The 23521-nt window shown below is 48.1% G+C and carries 18 protein-coding genes; 13 read left to right on the top strand and 5 right to left on the bottom strand.

Annotated elements, in window-relative coordinates; genetic code table 11:
• The first annotated feature begins 269 nt into the window (after positions 1-269).
• From MMG82_RS13620 to MMG82_RS13560, 12 genes are all read left to right on the top strand, one after another.
• Positions 270-1427, top strand: a complete 1158-nt coding sequence (locus tag MMG82_RS13620; RefSeq protein ID WP_241406974.1) for a hypothetical protein — start codon at positions 270-272, stop codon at positions 1425-1427.
• Between the two features lie 145 nt (positions 1428-1572).
• A complete protein-coding gene (locus MMG82_RS13615; RefSeq protein ID WP_241406973.1) occupies positions 1573-2187 on the top strand; it encodes a SprT family zinc-dependent metalloprotease in 615 nt (204 codons plus the stop codon).
• 126 nt (positions 2188-2313) lie between these two features.
• A complete protein-coding gene (gene endA, locus MMG82_RS13610; RefSeq protein WP_241406979.1) occupies positions 2314-3090 on the top strand; it encodes an endonuclease EndA in 777 nt (258 codons plus the stop codon).
• 8 nt (positions 3091-3098) lie between these two features.
• Positions 3099-3830 carry a 16S rRNA (uracil(1498)-N(3))-methyltransferase gene (gene rsmE / locus MMG82_RS13605; protein ID WP_037414496.1) on the top strand — a complete coding sequence of 244 codons (732 nt, stop codon included), beginning with the start codon at positions 3099-3101 and terminating at the stop codon, positions 3828-3830.
• An 85-nt stretch (positions 3831-3915) separates the two neighbouring features.
• On the top strand, positions 3916-4863 hold the full coding sequence (gene gshB, locus MMG82_RS13600; RefSeq protein ID WP_037414494.1) for a glutathione synthase: 948 nt from the start codon (positions 3916-3918) through the stop codon (positions 4861-4863).
• A gap of 73 nt (positions 4864-4936) precedes the next feature.
• Complete coding sequence (locus MMG82_RS13595; RefSeq protein WP_172587708.1) at positions 4937-6319, top strand: alkaline phosphatase; 1383 nt, start codon at positions 4937-4939, stop codon at positions 6317-6319.
• 218 nt (positions 6320-6537) lie between these two features.
• Positions 6538-7566: a methyltransferase gene (locus MMG82_RS13590; RefSeq protein WP_241406978.1), complete on the top strand. Its 1029-nt coding sequence runs from the start codon at positions 6538-6540 to the stop codon at positions 7564-7566.
• Positions 7567-8206: 640 nt separating this feature from the next.
• Entirely contained in the window at positions 8207-8956 is a 750-nt protein-coding gene (locus MMG82_RS13585) for a hypothetical protein (protein WP_241406972.1), read from the top strand.
• Positions 8957-9088: 132 nt separating this feature from the next.
• Positions 9089-9487 (top strand): hypothetical protein, encoded by a 399-nt coding sequence (locus tag MMG82_RS13575; protein ID WP_241406971.1) that lies wholly within the window; start codon positions 9089-9091, stop codon positions 9485-9487.
• 579 nt (positions 9488-10066) lie between these two features.
• On the top strand, positions 10067-11758 hold the full coding sequence (locus MMG82_RS13570) for a FapA family protein (RefSeq protein WP_047534553.1): 1692 nt from the start codon (positions 10067-10069) through the stop codon (positions 11756-11758).
• A gap of 248 nt (positions 11759-12006) precedes the next feature.
• On the top strand, positions 12007-12384 hold the full coding sequence (locus MMG82_RS13565) for a DUF4144 domain-containing protein (RefSeq protein WP_203432199.1): 378 nt from the start codon (positions 12007-12009) through the stop codon (positions 12382-12384).
• Between the two features lie 205 nt (positions 12385-12589).
• Positions 12590-13714 carry a site-2 protease family protein gene (locus MMG82_RS13560; protein WP_037414405.1) on the top strand — a complete coding sequence of 375 codons (1125 nt, stop codon included), beginning with the start codon at positions 12590-12592 and terminating at the stop codon, positions 13712-13714.
• Between the two features lie 21 nt (positions 13715-13735).
• On the opposite strand, the gene MMG82_RS13555 is transcribed toward MMG82_RS13560, so the two are convergent.
• From MMG82_RS13555 to metE, 5 genes are all read right to left on the bottom strand, one after another.
• Positions 13736-14797 (bottom strand): GGDEF domain-containing protein, encoded by a 1062-nt coding sequence (locus tag MMG82_RS13555; RefSeq protein WP_241406970.1) that lies wholly within the window; start codon positions 14795-14797, stop codon positions 13736-13738.
• A gap of 175 nt (positions 14798-14972) precedes the next feature.
• Positions 14973-16412, bottom strand: coding sequence for an efflux transporter outer membrane subunit (locus tag MMG82_RS13550; protein WP_241406969.1), 1440 nt, complete (start codon positions 16410-16412; stop codon positions 14973-14975).
• Between the two features lie 4 nt (positions 16413-16416).
• Positions 16417-18387 (bottom strand): MacB family efflux pump subunit, encoded by a 1971-nt coding sequence (locus MMG82_RS13545; protein ID WP_241406968.1) that lies wholly within the window; start codon positions 18385-18387, stop codon positions 16417-16419.
• 2 nt (positions 18388-18389) lie between these two features.
• Positions 18390-19601 carry an efflux RND transporter periplasmic adaptor subunit gene (locus tag MMG82_RS13540; protein ID WP_088586117.1) on the bottom strand — a complete coding sequence of 404 codons (1212 nt, stop codon included), beginning with the start codon at positions 19599-19601 and terminating at the stop codon, positions 18390-18392.
• Positions 19602-19972: 371 nt separating this feature from the next.
• On the bottom strand, positions 19973-22255 hold the full coding sequence (metE, locus tag MMG82_RS13535; RefSeq protein WP_241406967.1) for a 5-methyltetrahydropteroyltriglutamate--homocysteine S-methyltransferase: 2283 nt from the start codon (positions 22253-22255) through the stop codon (positions 19973-19975).
• Positions 22256-22455: 200 nt separating this feature from the next.
• Between metE and MMG82_RS13530 the strand changes: the two genes are divergently transcribed.
• Positions 22456-23361 carry a LysR family transcriptional regulator gene (locus MMG82_RS13530; RefSeq protein WP_037414410.1) on the top strand — a complete coding sequence of 302 codons (906 nt, stop codon included), beginning with the start codon at positions 22456-22458 and terminating at the stop codon, positions 23359-23361.
• Positions 23362-23521 lie beyond the last annotated feature (160 nt).

Raw genomic sequence — 23521 nt, 5'->3', positions numbered from 1 at the left:
ACAATCAGGCACAAGCTTTACAAGATTTAACTATTAGCTATCCCAACTAAACGCCAGTCCAAAATCATAGCAACTCGTCAGTATCGATCTGATATGCAAAATAGGAATAAGATCCTCGAATCACTATAGGTAAACTCTTATACTCAAAACAATCATTGTGGCTTTTTGGCATAAGTTTCATTATTTCTAAGATGAAGTAAGCCTGAACGCCCTAGAAACATCGTCTATTTCCAGCAAAATAAGTGATTAAAATAAAAAAGGAAACGCCAATGTTAAAGCCCTGCCTCGCTTTTATCCTCGCTAGCACAGTGGCGCAAACCGCTGGTGCCGTACAACTCCTCGGCGATGTGGAAGTGTCTCGCATTCCTACCGCTGAAAAAGTCATGGCTGAAGTGGTAAACCGTTATCAAGCATTGGATGAAGGCTTAGCGAATCAATTATCCGCACAGAAAAATGAACGCGACGCTACCCAACTTGCCGCCCGCCAAGGACATAGATTATGGCAACAGGCTGTGCGTGATGTGCAGTCAGGACACTTTGATGACAGATCTCTGTATTGGGCGCGACTCTCAATGTTAAATAGCCTTAAAAACAACAGTGCTAACTTTAAAATGGCTGATTGGCAGCAACAGATTTTAGCCAGCGCGGTTGAGAAGGCATCGCGAGGCTTCAGTGATATCCAATACGATGATGATGTGCAGATAAAAATCTTCCTGACGGGATTCGACCCCTTCTTCCTCGACAAAGACATCAGTCAGAGCAATCCTTCGGGCTTAGTCGCCCTCGCCCTCGATGGTTTTAAATTTGATATCAATGGCAAAAAGGCCCAAATCGAAACCGCCATGATCCCAGTACGCTTCGAGGATTTCGACCAAGGTATTATCGAATCCTTACTCAGCCCCATTTATCGCGACCCTAAAACCCAGTTTATCTTTACCGTCAGCATGGGGCGCAGCGACTTTGATATTGAACGCTTCCCAGGCCGTAACCGTAGTGCAGCAGCGCCCGATAACCAAAATCTATACACAGGCGCAAGCAAAACCGCGCCTATCGCCCCCAAACTCAACGGTAAAGACTTTATCGGCCCTGAATTTGTTGAATTTTCATTACCCGTCGCAGCGATGCAAGTGCAAGGTGGTCAGTGGAAAGTCAACGATAACCATACTGTGACCACCCTAGCGCGCGGCGAATTGAATGCCAGCTCCCTAAGTGAGCTGCAAAATGAAACCTCGGTCGAAGGCTCTGGTGGTGGGTATCTCTCAAACGAGATTTCTTATCGCGCCATTGTGTTACAGCAAAAGTTCAATAGCCGCGCTAAGGTGGGCCATATCCACACCCCGAGGGTGAAGGGCTACGACAATGCCACCGAACAAGCCATTGTCGAGCAAGTGCGTACTATGGTGATGCAGGCCGCGGCGAGCCTGTAACCGCCGCAATACTGGCATTGTCAGCAAGCGTTGGTTATGATGCGAACGCTTGCTTTATGCGCCTTATCGGGTCGCATCATGGTATCCATCTGACACACCTAGCCACACTTGATGCTTTGCAAAATAAGAGTTAACACCTAAGTCTATGTTTAACCCGAGATCCCTACTCAATAGCCTGCGCCGTAAAGCTATCTCATCCGAGAGTATCACCACGCCGACTGCGACCAAGATGGCGAAAACCAACACGCCACAACAGCAGCCAAAGCCACTGACACCCCTGCAGCAGCAAATCCTTACGCGTATCGAAGACTGTTATCAGCAGGCAGAAATCTACTTTAAGCGTCCATTTGCGCGGCCGTTGACCCAATTTACCCAGCAGGGACGGAGTGCGGGCACAGCGCATTTGCAGCAGAATCGCCTGCGCTTTAACCCCGTATTACTCAGGGAAAATAGCGAAGCCTTCTTATCCGAAGTAGTGCCCCACGAAATCAGCCACTTACTCTGCTTCCAACTCTTTGGCAAAACCAAACCCCATGGCCGCGAGTGGCAATCCATCATGCTCAAGTTGTTTAAGGTGAGCCCCAATACCACCCACAGTTTCGATACTCAGTCGGTTAAAGGGAAAGACTTTGAGTACCGCTGTGCCTGCGGCCCAGTTCGGCTAAGTATTCGCCGCCATAATAAAGTACTGCGTGGTGAAACCCGTTATCTGTGTAAACGCTGCCATACCCACCTCACCTTTACCGAAGCAGCGGAATAACCCACATAGCGTAAAAATCCTCGGCCAAAAGTACGAGCGATTTGCATAGGACGCGGTATTTCCCTTACCATTCAGGCATAAAAGACGAGCCACAGGCTCGCGTAGTATTGATTATTTTTGGGATAAATATTGAACAACTCCAAGATAGCCTTAAGGTCTCGGCAAACCTTGCTGTGCCTTTTCAGTTGGCTGGCGGTGTTGGCCTCAGCCAATGCCTCTCCTTCGCACCCCAATAGTTTTAGCCAAGCCAAGGTCTTGTCTCAATCCTTATACCAAGGCACTCGCCAAGGCACCTTGCCCGCGGTCAGTTTTTACTGTGGCTGTGATATCCAAATTAAGGGCAAATCCTGGAAGCCCGATCTCAATAGCTGCGGCTATCAAGTGCGTAAACAAGAGACTCGTGCCAACCGTATCGAGTGGGAGCATATCGTCCCAGCATGGGAGTTTGGCCACCAATTACAATGCTGGCAAAAGGGTGGCCGTAAAAACTGCGCCGATAACAGCCAAGAATTCAATAAAATGGAAGCGGATATGCACAATCTGGTGCCCGCCATTGGTGAAGTGAACGGCGATCGCAGCAACTTCCGTTTTAGCCAATGGAACGGTAAGGCCGACCAATATGGTCAATGCGCTATGGTTATCGACTTTAAGAATCGCCAAGCCCAGCCACCCGCTCACGCCCGCGGCAAAATAGCCCGCACTTACCTGTATATGCAGCAGACCTATGGCCTTAAAATCGCCTCACAGCAATTAAAATTGTTCAAAGCATGGGATAAAAGCTATCCAGTTGATACTATTGAATGCAAACGCGATAACGCCATAGCGCAGATCCAAGGTAATCATAATCCCTTTGTGCAGAATGCCTGCAATGCACCACCACTGCGCCAACAATTAGCCGAATAAGGTCGACAATGAGAGTTCCAAGAATTTATCAACCTCAGCCATTAGCCGTAAACCAACAGCTGAATCTAGACGAAGATGGCGCAGCCCATATCGGCAAAGTGCTGCGTATGGGCAGTGGCGAGCAAATTAGCCTGTTTAATGGCGATGGTAATGATTATCTTGCCGAAATTGTCGATGCGGGTAAAAAATCGGTCACGGTAAAAGTGCTGTCCTGTGAGGCCAATCCATCGGAGTCGCCCCTCAACCTGCATTTAGGCCAAGTGATTTCCCGCGGCGATCGGATGGAGTTCACCATTCAAAAATCCGTTGAGCTAGGGGTAAATACCATCACGCCGCTATTTTCTGATCGCTGCGGTGTCAAGCTCACTGGTGAGCGTCTCGAAAAGAAAATCCAGCAATGGCAAAAGATTGTGATCAGCGCCTGTGAGCAATCGGGCCGTAGCCAAGTGCCCATCGTTCGCCCCGCCATGGAATTACAGCAATGGTGCAGCGAACCGACCAGCGCACTCAAACTCAACTTGCATCCAAGGGCAGCGCACGGTATCAATGGGTTAGATTTATCCCATACCCGCGTACGCCTACTGATCGGTCCCGAAGGGGGATTATCGGCGGAAGAAATCGCTATGACGGAAACCTATCAGTTTACCGACGTGTTACTCGGCCCCCGAGTGCTGCGCACTGAAACCGCCTCACTCACGGCGATTACCGCGCTGCAACTTAGATTCGGTGATTTAGGTTAAAGGTTAACCGCTAACTAGCGAATTGATTACTGGCTAATCCATAAATGCTTTTTGCCTGCGACGGCAACCAATAAGGAACAGATTAATGATAAAACTCGGCATAGTGATGGACCCCATCAGTGAGATCAACATTAAGAAAGACTCCAGTTTTGCCATGCTGATGGCGGCGCAGGAAAGGGGTTACCAGCTGTTTTATATGGAAATGGCCGACCTTGCTATGGTCAACGGCGTAGCCATGGGCAATATGCGTCCATTAAAAGTCATCAACGATGCCAATAAATGGTTTGAACTGGGCGATGCCCAAGACACGCCACTGAGCGATCTGAACGTGGTGTTAATGCGTAAAGACCCGCCGTTCGATACCGAATATATCTACGCCACTTACATGTTAGAGCGCGCCGAAGAACAAGGTGTATTAATCGTCAACAAGCCACAAAGCTTGCGCGATGCCAACGAAAAACTATTCACCGCATGGTTTAGCGAATTTACTCCAGAGACCATTGTGACTCGCGATGCCAATCGGATCCGCGCGTTCCACCAAGCCAAGGGCGATATTATCCTCAAGCCACTAGATGGCATGGGCGGCACCTCGATTTTCCGCGTCAAGCAGGACGACCCTAACCTTGGGGTGATCATCGAAACCTTAACCCAATATGGCAACCAATACGCAATGGCGCAGGCCTTTATTCCTGAAATCACCAAGGGCGACAAGCGCATTCTGGTGGTGGATGGCGAGCCCGTGCCCTACGCCTTGGCGCGCATTCCGAAAAAAGGCGAAACCCGCGGTAACTTGGCCGCAGGCGGCAGCGGTGTTGCCCAGCCGCTATCGGACTCAGATTGGAAAATCGCGCGCGCCATTGGCCCAGAGCTGAAAAAACGCGGCCTGATTTTTGTGGGTCTGGATGTGATTGGTGACAAGCTGACCGAGATTAACGTCACCAGCCCAACCTGTATCCGTGAAATCCAAGCGGCATTCGATGTGGACATTACTGGCATGCTGTTCGATGCCATCGAAGCCCGTCTCGCCCAGTAAGCTTGTACACCTACAAGATAATAATATTCATTGAAGGCGCCTTAAGAGCGCCTACGACTTCTAGGGATCTGATATGAGTTTCACCAAAGCGCCACTGTTACTGCTTGGTATGAGTTTATGGCTCTCAAGCCCCGTATTTGCAGCGGAAGCTGGGGCGAATGAGACGGGCCCAGCCAAGGCGCCATCACGCCCCAAAAATATTGTGATTATGATTGGTGACGGCATGGGGCCTTCCTATACCAGTGCCTATCGCTATTACAAGGACAATCCAGATACCGAAGAAGTAGAACAAACCGTCTTTGACCGTTTATTGGTTGGCATGGCAAGTACGTATCCCGCCAGTGTCAGTGGTTATGTGACCGACTCGGCCGCCGCCGCAACCGCCCTCGCGACAGGAGTCAAATCCTATAACGGCGCCATCTCGGTTGATACCCAAAAACAGCCTCTGCCCACCATTCTTGAAAAAGCCAAATCCTTAGGCTTGAGCACTGGGGTTGCCGTTACCTCACAAATCAACCATGCCACGCCAGCGGCCTTTTTATCCCATAACGAAAGCCGTAAAAATTACGATGCACTGGCATTAAGTTATCTCGACACCAACGCCGATGTGTTTTTAGGTGGCGGGCAAAAGTACTTTCCACCCGAGCTGTTGGCCCAATTTACCGCCAAGGGCTATCAACATATTACCCGCTTTGATGATCTGGCCAGCATTACCCAGCCTAAGGTCTTAGGTTTGTTTGCCGAAGTACAACTGCCTTGGGCTATCGATGAAAAAGATGCTAAAAAACTTAGCACCTTGACCCAAAAAGCCCTCAGTTTACTGTCGCAAAATGATCAAGGCTTTGTACTGCTGGTCGAGGGTAGCCTTATCGACTGGGCAGGACATAACAATGATATCGCCGCCGCTATGGGCGAAATGGATGAGTTTGCTAACACCATTGAAGTCGTTGAGCAATTTGTGCGGCAAAATCCCGATACCTTAATGGTGATCACCGCCGACCATAATACCGGCGGTTTATCGATTGGTGTCGATGGAAACTACAACTGGAATCCTGAGATCCTGCGCAATATTTCCGCCAGTTCAGATACCTTAGCGCAAGCCGCTATCGGTGGGGAAACCTGGCAAGCCGACTTATCCCGTGGTTTAGGCTTTGAATTAACGGAAGAAGAACTGGCTAAACTCAATGTAGCCAGAATGCAGGGCTTAGAAACCATGGCAATGGCTATTCGTCATGTGATTGATAAACGTACCGATACGGGTTGGACAACGGACGGACACACAGGCACCGATGTGCAAGTGTTTGCCGCAGGTCCCGCAGCTGGGCTGTTTAACGGTCATCAGGACAATACTGATATCGCCAATAAGATTTTTAGCCTGTTACCTAAGCCTAAAAAGCCAAAAGCCCCCGCACCTGTATCAACTCCAGCTCCAGCACCAGTGCAGCCACAGGGCTAATTTGCTGTGATTAGCTAAAAATAAGCCAATCGAATATCGCGCCAGCTAACAGATAAAAGGCAACCGTATTAACACAGTTGCCTTTTTTATTGGCTTTCAGTTCGCACCGTTCGAGTGAGCGCTGTTTTGCTGCATCCCTTAAGTCGGCGGCTTGCAGGCTGGCTCGTAGCCGAATAAGGGGTATAATGCCCGCACTTATTTTTTACGGTAGCCATGCAGTGTTAACGAATCCATCGCAAGTCATTATCCGCAATCAGGAAACCCTGAGCCAACATAAAGTTTTAGTGCTAAACCATGAGGCAGACTCTCTGCCCAAAGCACTGCTCGATGTCGCCCAGTCCGTCGATGCCCTCGCCTTGGATTACCACCATTATCTGCATTTAGCGCCGCAGGCTAATGGCAAACTGCGCTGCTATTTTGGCCATCAACTGCCCCACCAGGATAAGTACGACACTGTGATTGTGTACTTTCCTAAGGCTAAGCCGTTAGCGCCCTACTTGTTTAATCTGGCCGCACAGCATTTAGTGGCCGATGGTCAACTCTTAGTCGTGGGTGAGAACAAAGGCGGGGTTAAATCCTTAGTCAAACTGTTGCCCAAATACTTCGCCACTGGGGTCAAACTCGATAACGCGCGTCATTGCCTACTCTTTGGCAGCAGCCTAATCGATACTGCGCCCGAGATTAAACTCAGCGATTGGACCAGCCAGTATCAACTTGCCACTCCGCAGGGCAATATCACCATCTGCAACTTAGTCGGTGTGTTCAGTGAAAAACATTTAGACCAAGGCACAGAGCTATTGCTGTCGCATCTGCCAACGCTTTCTGGCCGAGTACTGGATTTTGGCTGCGGCGCCGGTGTGATTGCCGCGGCGCTGTTAAAGGCGCAGCCGACACTGTCGCTAGAATGTATTGATATCAATGCTATGGCGCTAGCCTCCTGCGAACTTACGTTGGCAGCAAACGGCATGACGGGCAAGGTCTATCCCTCCGATGGACTAGCGCAAACCAGTGGAAAATTCGACGGTATTATCTCCAACCCCCCGTTCCACGATGGCCTTGCCAGCACGACCAGCATTGCCCAACGCTTTGTCGCCGATAGCGCCAAGCAATTACAATCTAAAGGGATTTGGCAAATCGTCGCTAACCGCCACCTGCCCTATTCGGATACCATCGCCGCCGAGTTCGGCCAATTAACCGTGCCAGCGGAAAACAACAAGTACAAACTCTATTCCTTCCAACAGGCCTAATCTTTCGCCCCGCTCGATTGTGAGTGGGGCTAACTTAATTTGACTCTATGCTGTACCAAGGAATAAAGACTCGTTAAGAATTACGAGAATAACGCCGACCCTATCAAATACGCGCATTTGAAATCAAAAATACCCCCACAAACAAATTAACGCAGCCATCTCTTAAATAGCATTTATTGCCATGGAACTGTTCATCTAACTAAAAAGCTAATGCTCCATTCCGTGCTTCGGCTCGTTAGCACAATCGAAAATTCCCACACCTGCTGCCATACAATTCTTATCTATTTGCCTATGTTTGGCCCTGCTATAAATCGACTGACAATGTATGGGGACACAGTCATCTTTAAATTGAGGTATTTTTGAATAATTTGAAGACAAGAACAGTGCGCATTAACTCCTATTACAAAAATAAAATCCTATAAAATCAACTAACTATAGAGACCGACTTTTAGTTAATAGGTTTGAAAAACGCACATGGGCGTTTTTCCAGATGGATTACTTATATGAAAAGCGGCAGAAAGCTGATAAGTTCTTTGCATACAGATAGTTAACTGTGTGCGTTTTCACTGTTCCAACAAGGTAAACGCGCATGCGCATGAACAAAATGTTAGTCATCATTATAAATTCGAGGAAATATAACTTGAGTCTAGGTAAACAAGGTGGAATTGAGGCAAAGTCCATAACAAAACCAATTCAGTTGTTGGCAGCATGGTTAGTAGGCTTAATTTTTGTTAACGGTACATTTTTGATGACTGCTCAATCGCTAATTTCTATTGAATGGTTAGCAGCATCTTTGGTTATAGCCTCTATCGCAAATGTTCCTATATTTTTAGTGTCGTTGTTTCTTTTGCAAACAAAATTTAGAGCTGAAATACAAGAAGATCATTATTATAGTCAATACCTCAAAGATAAATTGGGTAGAGATTTTCAATCAAAACCGGAGATTGTTGAACTTCCAATTATAGAAGCTGAAGAGGTTATCGATACAGGTTTATGGTCTGATACAACAGTAATGTTCAATCCACACTTAAAAATCTCAGACCTTGTAAAGCAGTGTCTCGAGAATTCCGAGATTCCAATAACTAAAGAGTTTGGGCAAAAGAATTGGATACCTGAGTTTGTTGTTGGTATTGGCAGGTATCTTACATATGATCAAGTATCCCAGCTGCTAACAAGCCTCAATGCCATAAAGGAAATCCGTGTCGCTTTTGCAAATGATGATGACACTTTATATGAATGGGACAAGACGGTTCTTATTGGTTCATATTATTATGACGTTAAAGATAAATCGTTATCTATTAGTGAGGCTATATCTGAATTACATAAAACTAATGGTGATGTAAGGCTTTTCTACAATCGCCTATTTGATATTCAGCGTGATGATTACTAACAAACTGTTTAAGAGTGATTCGCAACGCGTGGCATTTTTACTATGCGTTGGTTTTAGTGTTTAAGGTGGTATGCGGCAGCTTCGGTATTGCGTCGCTCACACCTTAACAGGGCGTTAACCTCTAAGGCAAGTATGAAGCACATTATTAGTAAAAATATCGGCATTGAAGAATTTAAAAAAAGATTCTCAGAAATCAGAGAATCCTTTTTGGATTCATTAAGAGCGGCTAGCGAAGGTTATAAGAACGTAAGATACCTTGCTTGTGATGAAAATGGAGCACCGATTAACTGGGTGTGGGACGATGAAACATTCAGCCATAACAAGGAAGAAGGCTCGCTTGAAGAGGCAATTCAATTTGCCAATAACATGATAAATAGCGGCATGTGTTTTTCCTTCATGGGGTGTTTATCTGGCTCCGGTGAGCTTGAGGTTTGGCTGACCACTTTTGAATCTCCCATAGAAAAGCCGACATGGCCAAGCAATAAAGAACCCAGATTTGAGCTGACTCATGGGGGTGTAACACAAGAATAGAGTAGAGGTAATCAAATGCTAACCATAGAATTTTTAATCCCACGATTTAATCCTAACCCCACAAATTGAAGCAAAGCACCTAGCTTACTTTTGCCCCTAAGTTAGGCTATTCGAAGATTTTAACGTACCGCACGCGTCTGGATAGACTAGTTATCCCCTCAAAAACACCTCAATAGAGTCGTGATCCGCAACCGAAGACTTGCTGCTATCTAGATAAGATTTTCATCATTTTGTGAACAGTATCAAATGCAGTAAACGCTAAATTATCAAGAATGTTGTCCAGTCTACTTCTCCCCTAACATACCCGACAGCGTTGTAAAGTTTATTTTTTGTTAAGCTAAAAAACTTTCCCAATCAACACCCGTGCTGAGATTTTGAAAAAAACCAGAGATTACACTAGATTAACTATCGTTAATCAAATAAAAAATCTATTGATAAATCAACCAATAGACCATCACAACAAAAACACAACATTTACATTTTTTCGCGTCGAAAAGGCTTCTTTGCGCAAAGTTTCTACTGTTATACTCGCGTTAGCCGATAAAACAATAATAAAACAAACGAGTAAGGAAGCGCTTTATGTTGGCCCCTGAACTCCTCGAGTTAAGCAGTGACAAAAGCAAGGCGGAATTACGCCTGATCCCCAAAGAGCATGGCCCCATCACCCGTGATGATGTGATGCGCCTGTTATCGCTCCCAGAGTTTTGCTCACTGTATCCACTTGATCAGGCCATCGATAAAGTGGTGGCGCAAACCAACTCTCTGTACCATCAAGAAGACGGTAAATTTGAACTGTTTTCCGTACTGGCTGAACGCCGAGATGGTAGCGTTAAGATTGAGATCAGCCCAGATAAAATGCTCGCCACCATGACCCTAACCGCCCCTTGTGGAGGTAAAGCGGTCGATTTACCTGAAATTCTTACTGAACTTAAAAAAAATAATGTTTGCATGGGCTTAAGCAAACTTAAAATCCAAACCTTGCTGCAAAAAATCACTAAGCTCAAACCCGGCGATAGCTGTCAAAGTGAAATCGCCCAAGGCAAGCACCCAGTAAACGGCCAAAATGCCGTGCTAGAGCGTAAGGTTTCGCTGGCCCGTGAGCGCTTACTCCAGCCGCAGGAGCGCGAAGATGGTACTGTGGATATGCGTAATCTTGGCTCCATGATAATGGTCAAGCCTAACGATATTTTGATGATCAAACACCCAGGGACCGAAGGCTCTCCCGGTTATAACATTAAAGGAGAAGTCCTTAAGCAAAAGCCTGGCAAGGATCTGCCTTTACTCGCAGGAACAGGTACCAGCATCCATCCGAATGATCCCAACAAACTCATCGCCACTGTAGCAGGGCAACCCGTTGAAACCCGCACAGGCATGAATGTTGATGATGTTTTACAGCTAAAAGATGTCGATATCAGCACGGGCCATGTCACCTTTAAAGGCAGTATTTTAATCACAGGTGATGTACACGAAGGCATGATAGTGAAAAGCTCCGGTGATATTACTGTGATGGGCTTTGTCGATTCAGCGACCCTTGAGGCAGAAGGCGATATTACCGTTAGTAAAGGCGTCATTGGTCGGCAAATTCGCGTCAATGAGTTTTCGACTAACCTCACAGCTCAAGGGCAAATCAGCGCCCAGTTTGTGCAATATTCCCAATTAACTGCAAAGGGGAATATTCTGATCACTAAGCAATTACTTCATAGTAATACCAAAACAGCAGGAACCCTGACGATAAGTGACACTAGCGGTCGCCGCGGCGATTTAACTGGTGGCGTCGCCCATGCCGAAAAAGGACTCATTGCCGTTGCCATTGGCGCCACTGCGGGGACAAAAACAGAAGTCTTTTGTGCAATGGAGCAAGGCGAGCTCAAGCAAAACCTCAAACAGCTGGAGGAAAGTGTCCAATCAATGGTGATAGCCACCCTCGATATTGAAGCTCGCCTAAAAAGACTTCCCCCAAAATCCGAATGGCAAAATGATCCAGTAATGATTGAGCAGATTAAGATGATGCTCGATGAGAAGAACCGGATTTTAAACGAGCGCACCCGTGAAGAGCTCGAATTTGATAGCCTAAAACAGGAAGTGGAAAGTTATTTCGATAAGTATCACATCGATGTGATTAAGCATGTATTCCTCAATGTCGAATTTCATATTGGCCAAGCTAATCATAGAACTACCCGCGAACATGGCACTTGCTCCATCACCAATCTTAATCAAGAGATTAACTTTGATTACAATGCCAAACCTAAAGCACAAGCGGCAGCCAGTTAAATAACGTTCAAAGCGTTTTACTAAGGGCGCACATGTCATTCAACGTGGCGCGCCCCTTAGGGCTACTGCCTCAATCATAGCCCCCTCATTGTTATCCACGAGTGAATCCTCACCCAAGAACATTTCAATGGCTTTCTTCTTTGACCTAGTCGGTGGCATACTGCCTACGATTCCCCACGTAAACGCCAGCGTTGGGGGATAAGGATAAATGTGATAGGTTGAAGTAGAACATGGCCCCAGGAATACACATGACTCAAGTAAAAATGGCTGATATTCAATGGCCTGCAGTAGTTAAGCTGACTCAAAATGATGAACTCCTTTATCTTGGCCATCAACGTGATTGGTTAGAACTCGCCTGCCTTTACCAGCATCAATTTATCGATACGGACCTGTTACTCGACAGCTTAGGTAACCAATATTTGATCCGCGCCACCCCAACCACTATTCATGAAGATCCTATTGGTGAGCTACCTAACCTGCTAAAACAAGAGCACAAATTGCCCCTCACCGATTTTATTAAATGGGTACAAAAACATGCCAATGCCTTAGGCCAATGCTGTGTGGCCAAATTAGCGTTTACAACATTCGCCCAAGGGATGGAAATCGTCCATAGCTTAGATGACTAAGCAGAAGCAAAGTAAAATCTGATAGGATTCACAGTCTTCGACGAGATGATCCAAAAAGCTAATATCCTCAACCACATTTAGCAGGCATAATTTATCACGAACGGCCCAGCCCGTTATGTCCAAAGCAATTGGTCTGCATACTTTGCCTTAAAGTGCCAAATCAACGCTGGACATCATTCGGATACACCAACAAACGGAACCTAAATTGGAACTACTTAAGATTGACTGCTTAGGCAAATCACTGCGTTTGGAAGGCTCCCTCGCAGGTTGGCAACAACTCTTTTGGGACAATACCTTAGTCTCACAAAAAGCCGCTTCAGTGGATAATGGCGGTCTCAAAGTCCATGAATTTGAACTCACTCAACAGCATAGCCAATTGGCCAGCGAGCATGGCGAAGCGCAAGTTCTTGAGCATAAAATCCTTGTGCGGCTTGAAACCGATGTGGTTTGGCAGCCCTTTAGATTCGACTATCGACTGCTTATTGATGAAGAAGTGATTGCCCAAGGCACTCGTACCGAAAAAGATATCGAACGCCAAACCCCTGAAATCCCAGTGACTACACCACAAAAATTTAGCTTTGTTGGTTTAGCTTCCCTTGGATTTAAGCTACTCAAAAGCGCTAAGGTCATCAAAGTGGTTCTCGCGGGCGCGAGTGTGGCGGCCTACTCTTGGTTGTTTTCATTCCAATTTGCCTTGGCACTTATCGCCTGTTTGGTATTCCACGAGTACGGCCATATTCGCGCGATGAAGTACTTTGGGATGAAAACCAAAGGAATTTACCTCATCCCCTTTATGGGGGGACTCGCCCTCAGCGACGAAAAGATTAACACCCGCTGGCAGGATGTAGTCATCTCGATTATGGGGCCAACCTTCGGCCTGTTGATGTCGGTAGGCTCGCTTATCGCTTACCACATGACGGACAATATCTTCTTTGCAGGACTCGCAGCCTTTAATGCGCTACTTAACCTATTTAATTTATTGCCAATTTTACCCCTCGATGGTGGCCATATTTTAAAAAGCATTAGCTTCTCCATGAACAGCATTATGGGGTTAATTGCCTGCGTCATCGGCGCCGCCTTTGGGGTGTATATCAGCTACACCTTAGGCCTTGCCCTGCTCGGTTTCCTATTGCTTATCGGTAGCTTAGAGATAGTGTTCGAGTGGCGTACTCGTCATCAAAGCCACCTGTTGCCGCTAGACAGATATGGGCAGATATTCTCAACCATTTGGTACTTAGTGACCGTTGCCGCCCTCGTTGGGATTATCTGGCACTTAGCGGGCACGGGCGATGATATGTTAAGCCTGCCACTCCAGATCCTGCGCAGCTAAACGCAATACAGCCCCGTATCATTACGGGGCAAGAGCCCGTACAACACAATTTCGGCCTTGTTTTTTGCCCCGATAAAGTGCGTCATCAGCTCGGGCTAACGTACTGTGCCAATTTTCATTTCCTAAAACGGCAACGCCAAGTGTCATGGTTATCGGGATAATGTGTGTTTCAAAGCTAACGTGACTCCCAGCAACAACTTCACGTAATCGCTCAGCAACATTCAAAGCTTCTTCGATATCGGTGCTAGGCAACAGTAATAAAAACTCTTCTCCGCCCCAGCGTGCAAGGACATCATATTCCCTTAGCGCTCCTTGTAATGCATTAGCCACATTAGCCAGCACATGGTCACCCGCAGCGTGACCATAGGTATCATTAATACGCTTAAAATAATCTATATCGCATAAAATCAGGCTCATGGGGATATGAGTGCGCAATGATCTTGCCACTTCTCGGTCAATTAGTGCCGTTAAGCTCCGACGATTAATCAACCCTGTTAGCTCATCAGTATTTGCCACATTACGTAAAACAGTAACGGCTGATATCACCATTTGAGAATAGGCATAAGATACTCCCGCCAGTAAAGCACATGCCCCGAGTACATTGATATGACGAAACAAACTAATCAATTCTTCAGAATGCTGGTAATAAGGCTCGTAATTGATAAACCACACATCACAAATTAGAAAGAAGATAATGATAATCACAGTCTGCATTATTTTATAAAGTAGTGGTTTAAAAATACTGGCAAATGAGGGTGGTATAGTGGCAAGGAGATAATATTGAAATCCAGCATCAGCGCCTAAAATAAGCACCGCGAATATGGATTGGATAAATACCACCAACCAAGACCACTGTATGATTGGCGGTAATTGTTCTGGACGGATTTGAGCGCAGTAATTCACCCAAAGGTGATAACTTAATCCTAAAGCATAAATAAATGCCAAAGGCCATACGGATAAAAATACAAACAGAATTGCAAAAATGCCATTTATAGTCATAGCAAATGGCTTAATGCCATTGAGTAGTTGCAACGCCTCTTGAGAAGCTGCAAGGGAGTTAGTACTAAGATCGTTGTCTTTCATTGTAAATAATCTCAGCATCACGGCCCCACTAATTGCAATTTGTCCCTAGGTTATATAATAGCAAGTGTTTGGCAAATCAGACGAAATGGTATTCGCTAATTTTTCAGATTGGGGCAACTTATATAAAAAAACCGCAACAACAATGGGCGCTGCGGTTTTTAGAGATAAGACAAACTTAGTTGGAAACCTGAGCAAGCGTTGGCGTAATATCGCTCCCACCGAGGGCTTGGTAGAGTGTCGCTTGGGCCGTTAATTGGTTATAACGATTCTCCAGCAATGCGGCCTCGGCGCTGCGGCGATTCTCCTGCGCATCAATCCAATTTTGAATGCCAATAGCGCCATGGCGATATTGGCTCTCATAAATCGCTTCGGCCTGGGCGGCGGCGCTAAATTGCTGCTCAAGCTTCTCACCTTGGTAGGCGTATTGCTGCTTGGCCGAGATAGCGTTATCCACATCTTCAAAAGCGCTGTAGAGGGTTTTACGGTAATTCACAATCGCCGTTTGATAGTCGATATCAGCAAGATCATTGTTGATTTGCATTTGATTCCATTGCAAAAAAGGCAGCACTAAACCCGCACCTAAACTCCCCACGGGATTGCGCAACAGCTCTTTTAGCTCGGAGGTCGACTCCCCCACGCTGCCAGTCAAACTCAAACTTGGGAAGTAACTGGCGTAGGTCGCATCCTTACTGGCCAGCGCCGAGCGCAATTGGTACAAAGCCGCCTTCACATCGGGACGACGGCCGACCAATTCGGCGGGAATGCCAACGCCAACCTCAGGCACCGCACTGTCCGGCAATTGCTTAATCTCAACCGCCACTTGCCCCGGTGCGCGATTGAGTAAGATCGCAAGCGCATTTTCGGCTTCAGCTAACTGTTGCTGCAATTGGCTGTGGGAAGCCTCTTGTCCCGCTAAACTGCGTTGGGATTCGAGCACATTCAGCTCAGTCACGGCGCCCGAGACATATTGGCGCTGGGTTAACGCCAGTGTTTGCCGACTGTGTTCAATACTCTTATTGCTTAGTTCAATCCGCTGATGCAGATAGCCAATCTGCCAATAGAGGGATGCCGTCGTCGCGACTAAACTCTGCGCCGTGCTCTCCCGATCTTCGAGACTTGCCAGCGCAGTCCATTGAGCTTGGTCGATATTGGCCGACACTTTACCCCACAAATCCACCTCATAGCTTACCGACAGGTTCGCCTGAAATGTCTTGCTCGAACTGCCGCCCTCCAGCGGTTTATTCATAGACGCGGTATTATTAGAGCTGAGCTGTGGATACAAATCATCCCGCGCTAACCCCGCCTGTAAACGCGCCTTTTGCAAGGTTAAGGTCGCAAGAGTCAAATCATTATTGCTGCTAAGCACTTGGCTAATCAGCTGATTTAATTCGGGTTGATTAAACTTCTGCCACCAAGGGTCGAGGCTCACTTGACCATTCACTTGGGTGCGCTGCCATTGCTCAGGCACTTGTAATGCCGGCGGCTCAAAGTCGGAGCGCATCAGCGCGCCACAGCCTGACAGCAGTGCGATGCTGATGGCAATCACACTGACCTTGAGCGATAAACCGACACGGCAGTTTAATTTGTTTTGATGCGTTAAAACTTGATCATTCATTGCGTTACTCTCTTGCTAGTGCATCAACTGGGTCTAAACGCGCCGCATTACGGGCAGGGAGGAAGCCAAACAACACCCCGATTAAGGTGGAGCAGGCGAAGGCGGCAACAATAGAAGTCGTCGAATAAATCATCTGGAAACTGCCTCCCGCTTGGGCAAACACCACGCCAATCAAATAGGCCAAGGCCACCCCAAGCGCGCCGCCGCACAGACAAACCAACACAGCCTCAATTAAAAACTGCCGCAGAATATCACTCTGGCGCGCCCCAACCGCCATGCGCACGCCAATCTCGCGGGTGCGTTCGGTCACGGACACCAACATGATATTCATTACCCCAATGCCACCCACCACGAGGGAAATCACCGCAATAGCCGAGATTAATAGTGTCATGGTCGCGGTGGTTTTCTCGATATTCTGGCGAATGGTATCCGTGTTAATGGTAAAGAAATCCTGTGTACCGTGGCGCATCTTCAGCAGGCTAATAATGCCCTGCTCCGCCGCATTGCTCGGCACCGACTCATCGAGCCGCACGGTAATCCCATCTAAGTATTTCTTGCCTACCATTCGGCCTGATACCGTGGTGTAAGGCACCCACAGATTGAGGGCATCACTGTTACCAAAGGCGCTTTCCTTAGGCTGAGTGACACCAATAATCCGCACCGGCAAATCCCCGAGGAAGATGACTTCCCCGATGGCAGAGCCCATGACGCCGCTACTGTTAGGGAACAGCTGTTTACGGGTGTTCTCGTCGATCACCGCATCTTGGGCTAACGCATTAACACTGTCATCGTCCCAAAACTGCCCTTGGGCGAGCTCATAGCCTCTAACCCGGAAGAACTCTGGCCCCACGCCATTCACAGTCGCCGTCACCGCCTTATTGCCATAACGCACCGTCGCGCTCGAACCGATGCTCGGGGTGACGCTATCGACATAGGGTAAGTTTTTCAGTGCATTAGCATCGCTTGCAGTCAAAGTTCGTACCTTTGCCGAACGCCTATCGCCAAAGCCTGAGCCGGGGCGAATGTCTATGGTATTGGTGCCCATTGAACTAATGCTCTTTAAGATTTCCCGCTGCGAGCCTTCACCCAGCGCCACCACAGACACGACTGAAGCGATACCGATAATAATGCCGAGCATAGTTAAAAAGGTGCGCAATCTATGGGTCGACATCGCCAGCAGCGCCATTTTCAGGGCTTCGGCATATCTGTCCCATGCCGCCACGCGGGCGCGTACCTTAGTCTTGGCGGGGATCACTTCAGTCTTAGGCGCAGCCGCAACGTTTGAGGCGAGATTAGGCTCATCGCTGATAATCACCCCGTCCTTAATCTCAATAATACGGTCGGCATGCTGCGCCACATGCATATCGTGGGTCACGATGATAATGGTGTGGCCTTCGCGGTGCAGTTCCTGTAGTAACCGCATCATTTCTTCGCCGCTGTGACTATCTAAAGCGCCCGTCGGTTCGTCGGCAAGGATCACATCACCGCCATTCATTAGCGCCCGCGCCACACTCACCCTCTGCTGCTGGCCGCCGCTGAGCTGATTCGGCTTATGATCGAGGCGCTCACCTAAACCCAAGCGCGACAATAAGTGCTCAGCGCGCTGTCTACGTTCAAGACGATCTTTACCCGCGTAGACGGCGGGCACTTCGACGTTACCGACGGCATTAAGATCGCCAAGCAAATGATATCGCTGAAAAATAAAGCCAAAATGCTCGCGCCTCAGCTTTGCCAGTTCATCCACATCCATCTGCGAGGTATCTTGGCCATCGATAAAGTACGCGCCCTTTGAGGGTTTATCTAAACAGCCCAAGATATTCATAAGTGTCGACTTACCCGAACCCGAGGCACCGACGATCGCCACCATCTCACCACGGGCGATGGAAAGATTAACATCTTTGAGTACAGTCAGTTGTTGCTCACCCGCCTGAAAACTGCGGTAGCAAGCTGACACTTCCAGTAATGGCTTAGTCACGCTTAAAACCTCATTGGTGGGCCACGGAACTTCATGGTCGAGCCGTCGGCGGGCATTCCGAGCACCACTTGGTCGCCTTCGTTCAGGCCAGACAGGATTTCGGCATTGATTTTGTTATTAATACCAACAGTTACATCCACATATTGCACTTGATTATTCACCAATACAGGCACTTGATATTGCGGCCCACGGGACTTGCCTTCCGCTGGCGGAGCCGCTTTATCCCTTGGTTTTACCCTCAGCACTTGCGATGGTACTAACAGCGCATCATCAGACTTGGCAAGCACAATCGAAATCTGCGCCGTCATCCCAATGCGTAGGGTACGGTCGGGGTTTTCGACATCGAACAGGCCATGGTAATAAATGGCGTCTGAATCGCTCGAGCTCATATTGCTATCGTCACCATCCATTGACGTCGGGCCAGGCTCAATCGCCCTTAAAGTGCCGCGATAGGGATGGTTAGGTCTACCAAGAATAGTGAAATACACTGGCTGTCCTGGGCGCACATTGACGATATCGGCTTCGGAGATCTGCGCCTTGACCGTCATGGTATCGAGCTGCGCCATCTCGACTATGGTTGGTGTGGTTTGATTGGCGTTAACGGTTTGACCCACTTCGACCGCAGAGTAAACGACTGTGCCATCCATAGGCGCAGTGATCTTGGTATAACCTAAATCGATTCTGGCACTGTCGACATTAATTTCAGCCTGTTGTTTTTGCGCTTCTAACTGCTCAAGCTCGGCTTGATACACCGTGAGCGTGGCTTCGGCGGCTTCAAAGTCTGCGCGGGAGCTGGCCTTATCGGCGAGCATTTGCTGCTGACGGGTATATTCGAGTTTTGCCTGACGTATTTGCGCCTGCTTAGCACGATACTGGGCATTGATGTTTTTAAGGGATGCCAGCGCATTTTGCAGGTTGTTTTGCTGGGCAAGACTGTCGATTTGCGCGATAAGATCGCCTTTTTTCACCTCTTGTCCTAGCTCCACAGGCAAACTCAGAATTTGCCCCGAGACTTGCGCGCCCACACTCACCAGCTTGGAGGCCTGCAACATGCCGTTGGCGAGCACCGAGTTTTCAATGTCGCCGCGTCTAACGGGCTCCGTCACATAGCTTGGGGCCGCCTCGGGTTTATGTAGCAGAAAATAAGCGCCGCCCCCAAGGAGGATGAGGCCGCTTAGGATCAATATCAATTTACGCTTTGAGGATTTTTTCATCTGAATCTAGGTGTCCATCAATGCCAATGGGCGCAAGCGTGTATCTTGCGGGAAGAAAAATAGTGCAGCCAGTATATAGAGTTAGCTAAGCGCAGTAGACGAAGGAAGTGTCGATATCAGGTAAAGATTTGCAAATATCTGTGTAGAAGTTTGCGCCCTAGACCTTTAAATATACGGATAACACTTTGAACCATATAAATCCGTGTTACTTGAGATTGTCTGCATACCTCAAACTAAAGGGTCATGGCGTGAAACGCTGATTTTTATAAGCAAAGGTCTGTTCAAACAACCAATAGCAAAACAGGGATACCTTAGGTATCCCTGTTGTTTACGCTATGCCAAAGAGGCATTCATTGCAGATTTTACAGTGCTTAGCCAAGGCGGCGACGCAGTTCGCGGGTCGCATCGACCATGTTCTTCAGCGCGGGTTCGACTTCAGCCCAAGTGCGTGTCTTAAGGCCGCAGTCGGGGTTAACCCAAAGTTGGCGCACTGGCACTTTTTGCGCCGCTTTTTCGATAAGGTGTACCATGGCCTCAACACTTGGCGTATTTGGCGAGTGGATATCGTAAACGCCTGGGCCAATTTCATTTGGATATTCAAAATCTTCAAAGGCGTTGAGCAGTTCCATGCGTGAGCGCGAAGTCTCGATGGTGATCACGTCCGCATCCATGGCGGCAATCGCGGCAATCGTATCGTTAAACTCGCTGTAACACATATGGGTATGGATTTGGGTTTCATCAATCACACCCGCCGCACTCAATTTAAAGGCATTCACCGCCCAATCTAAGTAAGCCTGCCACTCGCTTTGCTTTAATGGCAGACCTTCGCGGAAGGCTGGCTCATCAATTTGAATAATGCCAATACCTGCATTTTGTAAATCCACCACTTCATCACGAATTGCCAGCGCCAATTGGGTGGCAATGGTATCGCGGCTGATATCTTCACGGGCAAACGACCAATGTAGAATCGTCACCGGGCCCGTTAGCATGCCTTTGACGGGTTTGTCCGTCAGGCTTTGGGCAAATACAGCCCAATCAACCGTCATGGCTTTCGGGCGACTCACATCACCATAAATCAATGGCGGCTTAACGCAGCGAGAACCATAACTCTGTACCCAACCATTTTTGGTAAAGCCCACGCCTTCGAGCTGCTCACCGAAGTATTCGACCATGTCGTTACGCTCGGCCTCACCGTGTACCAGCACATCGATACCGAGTTTAAGCTGGCGGTCGATGGTATCGCGGGTCACTTGCTGCAACTGCTCGGTATATTGGGCATCGCTTAGCTCACCCTTGCGCCAGCGACTACGTAAGCCACGAATGGCGGGCGTTTGTGGGAATGAGCCAATCGTGGTTGTTGGCAGCAAAGGCAAACGGTACTTACGCTGCTGCACCGCTTGGCGCTCAGTAAATTCGCTCACACGTTCATAGTCGGCTGGGGTCAGCGCATTCACACGGGCGATTACTTTAGCATCCGCCGCCTGTGCTTTAGCCTCACGGCGAGCCACGCAGGTGTTAACTATCTCTTTGGCCGCGACAGACTCAGGGGCCAGCAGCAATTGACGCACATTCGCCAGTTCCAACAGCTTTTGCTTAGCAAACGCGAGCTGCTGACGTAGCGCCGGCGTGAGCGTTGTCTCTACCTCTAAATCCACTGGGCTGTGCAGCAATGAACAGGAGGTACCAATCCATAGGCGCGAGCCGTCTTGTGAGCATAAGTCTCTGGCAACACTGCCGATACGCTCGACAATCAGGTCAACTTCAGCCGCCCACACGTTACGGCCATTAACTACGCCAACTGACAAAATTTGATCTGGTCTTAAGGCATTAGCAAACAAAGCTAATTGCTCAGGGGCAGTCACTAAATCTAGGTGCAGACCCGCCACTGGCAGCGCGGAAACCAGCGCCTGATGATGGCTAATGCTGCCATAGTAGCTGGTGAGTAAAATCTTTACTTGAGCCGTTTTAAGCGCTTGATAAGATTCGCTAATCGCTGCTTGCCACTCGTGAGTTAATTCGAGCGCGAGGATTGGTTCTTCAAGTTGCACCCAAGTTACGCCCTGCGCAGCAAAACGCGCAAGAATGTCGGCATAAGCCTTTACTAGATTGGGCAATAAACTCAGCTTATCGAAATCCTGACCCACGGTTTTGGCCAGATACAAGTAACTCACAGGGCCTAATAACACGGGTTTGGCTTGATAACCTAAGGACTGCGCCTCGGCGACTTCATCAAAGAACTGCTCATAAGCGATAGTGAACACTTGGTCTTGCTTAAGCTCTGGCACTAAGTAGTGATAGTTAGTGTTGAAATACTTAGTCATTTCCGAGGCTGGCGCATCGGCCCCCGTTGGTGCACGGCCACGGGCAACGCGAAATAAGGTATCAAGATCGATTGCGCCCTCGCCACGGTGGCGATCAGGGATAGCGTTAAGGGTCGCACTCAGGGTTAACACTTGATCGTAAAAGGCAAAATCCCCTACAGGTACTTGCTCTATCCCTGCGGCCACTTGCCATTGCCAATGGGTACGACGTAACTCCTTGGCCACCTCATGCAGTTCAGCTTGAGTGCTCTCACCACGCCAGTATTTTTCGAGGGCAAATTTCAGTTCACGACGACGCCCGATACGGGGAAAACCAAGACTGTTTAATTGCATACCATATCTTCCTTTATTTGAGATAAGCCATATTCGGCACTAGCACCCAGCTGATGGTGTTTTCTTGGCAACTTTTTGCATTTAAGCCTAGATAAATCACAATGGGCGTCTGGACGTCTAGAAGTTTATTGTGATAGTCTCTATGCCAGCAACCGAATTGATTTCAAGCACAACATGAGCGAAATTCACTTGGAGTGATCATGATCGAACTAAGACATCTGCGAACCTTAATGGCCCTGAAGGAAAGTGGCAGCTTGGCGGGCGCAGCCAAAAAACGTTTTGTCACTCAATCGGCTCTCTCCCATCAAATTAAGGAGTTAGAGCAACGAATTAACTCGCCCATTTTTGTGCGTAAGAGCAAACCGCTCTCCTTTACTCAGGAAGGTGCACGCCTGTTGCACCTCGCCGAAGAGATCCTGCCTAAGGTGTTAGAGACGGAAACCGATCTCAAAAATGGGCTGGAAACTGAAACCAATCAGCTCAGAGTTGGCATTGAATGCCACAGCTGTTTTCGCTGGCTAATGCCGGTGATGGAACAATTTAGGCAAGATCATCCCCAAGCCGAGTTAGATCTTTCCAGCCGTCATCTATTCGACTCGCTCAATGCCCTAGAAATGGGCGAACTGGATATAGTGCTGACCTCAGATCCCGTGCCGGGACACTCGCTCGCCTATCAGCATTTGTTTGATTTTGAAGTGAAGTTAGTGGTTGCCAAGGATCATCCCTTAGCGAAAGAAGCCTATGTTACGCCTAAGCAATTAGCGCGTTTACCCATAATCAGCTACCCAGTGCCACTGGCGCGTTTAGATATTTATCGCCACTTTTTAGAACCCGCAGGTGTTGAGGCGGGCGAACAAAAGACCTGCGATTTGACTATGATGTTATTGCAGCGGATTGCCTGTAAGGACGGTATCGCCGCCTTACCAAATTGGTCTATCAATGAGGGACATGGCTTGAGTTTAGCTTCAGTCAAACTCGGCCAAGAAGGCTTAAAGCGCCCGCTATTTGGCGCCTACCGCCGCCACAGCGCCAACTCGGCCTTAGTGCAAAACTGGCTGCAACTGGTAGCAAGCGAAGGCTTAGCCCGCCAGCAAAAAACCAATTAAGCGTTGAAATGTTTAACAAAAAAGCCTGCTATTGCCTGTCTCTTGATCACAAGTCTTCGTGATTGAGAGACATGGCCAATTCGTAACCCTCAAGGATGGTTTGTAACCTAAACCATCCTTCCCACAATACCTCTACACAAGCCCGGCCTGTCCGCTTGGT

The organism is Shewanella sp. MM_2022_3 (assembly GCF_022557375.1).
In the GTDB taxonomy this organism is placed as follows: Bacteria; Pseudomonadota; Gammaproteobacteria; order Enterobacterales; family Shewanellaceae; genus Shewanella; species Shewanella xiamenensis.
This window is presented reverse-complemented; position numbering and strand designations above follow the sequence as displayed.

Coding starts and splice junctions, on each gene's coding strand:
- gshB (WP_037414494.1), top strand. CDS start 3,916: ATGATAAAACTCGGCATAGTGATGGACCCCATCAGTGAGATCAACATT.
- rsmE (WP_037414496.1), top strand. CDS start 3,099: ATGAGAGTTCCAAGAATTTATCAACCTCAGCCATTAGCCGTAAACCAA.
- metE (WP_241406967.1), bottom strand. CDS start 22,255: ATGCAATTAAACAGTCTTGGTTTTCCCCGTATCGGGCGTCGTCGTGAA.
- MMG82_RS13550 (WP_241406969.1), bottom strand. CDS start 16,412: ATGAATGATCAAGTTTTAACGCATCAAAACAAATTAAACTGCCGTGTC.
- MMG82_RS13615 (WP_241406973.1), top strand. CDS start 1,573: ATGTTTAACCCGAGATCCCTACTCAATAGCCTGCGCCGTAAAGCTATC.
- MMG82_RS13555 (WP_241406970.1), bottom strand. CDS start 14,797: ATGAAAGACAACGATCTTAGTACTAACTCCCTTGCAGCTTCTCAAGAG.
- MMG82_RS13530 (WP_037414410.1), top strand. CDS start 22,456: ATGATCGAACTAAGACATCTGCGAACCTTAATGGCCCTGAAGGAAAGT.
- MMG82_RS13595 (WP_172587708.1), top strand. CDS start 4,937: ATGAGTTTCACCAAAGCGCCACTGTTACTGCTTGGTATGAGTTTATGG.
- MMG82_RS13575 (WP_241406971.1), top strand. CDS start 9,089: ATGAAGCACATTATTAGTAAAAATATCGGCATTGAAGAATTTAAAAAA.
- MMG82_RS13570 (WP_047534553.1), top strand. CDS start 10,067: ATGTTGGCCCCTGAACTCCTCGAGTTAAGCAGTGACAAAAGCAAGGCG.
- MMG82_RS13620 (WP_241406974.1), top strand. CDS start 270: ATGTTAAAGCCCTGCCTCGCTTTTATCCTCGCTAGCACAGTGGCGCAA.
- MMG82_RS13540 (WP_088586117.1), bottom strand. CDS start 19,601: ATGAAAAAATCCTCAAAGCGTAAATTGATATTGATCCTAAGCGGCCTC.
- MMG82_RS13565 (WP_203432199.1), top strand. CDS start 12,007: ATGACTCAAGTAAAAATGGCTGATATTCAATGGCCTGCAGTAGTTAAG.